The sequence below is a fragment of the Actinotalea sp. C106 genome (assembly GCF_023630195.1).
Classification (GTDB): Bacteria; Actinomycetota; Actinomycetes; order Actinomycetales; family Cellulomonadaceae; genus Actinotalea.
Map to the genome: position 1 here is coordinate 1 of NZ_JALPKN010000510.1, position 1,245 is coordinate 1,245.

Below are 1,245 nucleotides of genomic sequence, written 5' to 3' on the forward strand. Positions count from 1 at the left end.
CACACGAACCTCGAGACCGCCCTCCGCGCCGACCAGCGCCCCGAGCAGGGCCGCCGCGCGTCGGGCCACGAGCCCGGCCGCCCCCTCCCCCGCGTCGTCCGCGTCGACCTCCACCTCGACGACGGTCGTGGCCCGCAGCACGAACGGCGGACCGTCCAGCACCTCGACGTGCTCGGGCAGCGGGACCAGGGGTAGAAGCACGGAGACCTCCGAAGGCGTCGGGGGGGCCGCACCGCGGTGCGGTGCGGCAGGGGCTCGCCGGGCGCGGGCTGCGGCTGCGGCACGGATGGATCACGGTGTGATCACGACCACAGAACGACCTTGACACACAATAGTAAGGAAGGTCTACTAACAAATATGTCGACCCAGGCGCTCCGTCCCACGGGCAAGGTCCTGCCCGAGCACGCCCGCGCCCACCACCGCTCGATGGTGCTGCAGCACCTGTTCCACACCGGCCCCGTCTCGCGGGCCGACCTCGCCCGGGCGACGGGGCTGACCAGGGTCACGATCTCCGACCTGGTGACCTCGCTGCAGACCGACGGCCTGGTGACCGAGCTCGGCGCCGCTCCGGGGGGCCGGGTGGGCAAGCCCGCGACCCTCCTCGGCCTGCGGGACGACGCGTTCCAGGTGGTCGCGGTCGACCTCACCGACGACGAGCACATGCTCGGTGCCGTGCTCGACGTCTTCGGCACCGTCGTCGAACGCCGCAGCACCCCCCTCGACGGGCGCACCGGGGACGCCGTCGTCGAGGCGCTGATCGACCTGTGCCGCGAGCTCGTGGGCCTCGCCACCTACCGCGTGCTGGGCGTCGGGGTGGCCTCCCCCGGGGTCATCGACGCCTCGGGCACCGTGCTCGAGGCCCCGAACCGGGCCTGGTACGACGTCCCCCTCGCGGCCCTCGTGAGCGAGGCGCTCGGACTGCCAGCCCACGTGGGCAACGACGCGAACGCCGCGGTGCTGGGCGAGCTCACCTACGGCGGAGCCTCCCCCGAGGGCCTGCTGGCCCTCACCGTGGGCGAGGGGGTCGGGGCCGGGATCGTGCTGGACGGGCGGCTGGTCGCCGGCCACCGCCACGCCGCCGGTGAGCTCGGGCACGTGACCGTCGTCGACGACCGCGACGACGTCGACCACGCCCCGCTCGGCCGGGCCGAGACCTGCGCCTGCGGGCGCCGCGGCTGCCTCGAGACGGTGCTCTCGGTGCCCGCCCTGCGCCGGCGCGTGGCAGGGCTCGACGAGGAGGCCGCG

General features: G+C 74.8%; 2 protein-coding genes. One reads left to right on the top strand and one right to left on the bottom strand.

Translation table 11 applies throughout. From position 1 onward, the window contains the following. On the bottom strand, positions 1-201 hold a 201-nt coding region (locus tag L0B03_RS18070; protein ID WP_250448419.1), incomplete at its 3' end, for a hypothetical protein. Between the two features lie 120 nt (positions 202-321). Between L0B03_RS18070 and L0B03_RS18075 the strand changes: the two genes are divergently transcribed. Next, a partial coding sequence (locus L0B03_RS18075) for an ROK family transcriptional regulator (protein ID WP_250448421.1) occupies positions 322-1,245 on the top strand: 924 nt, incomplete at its 3' end.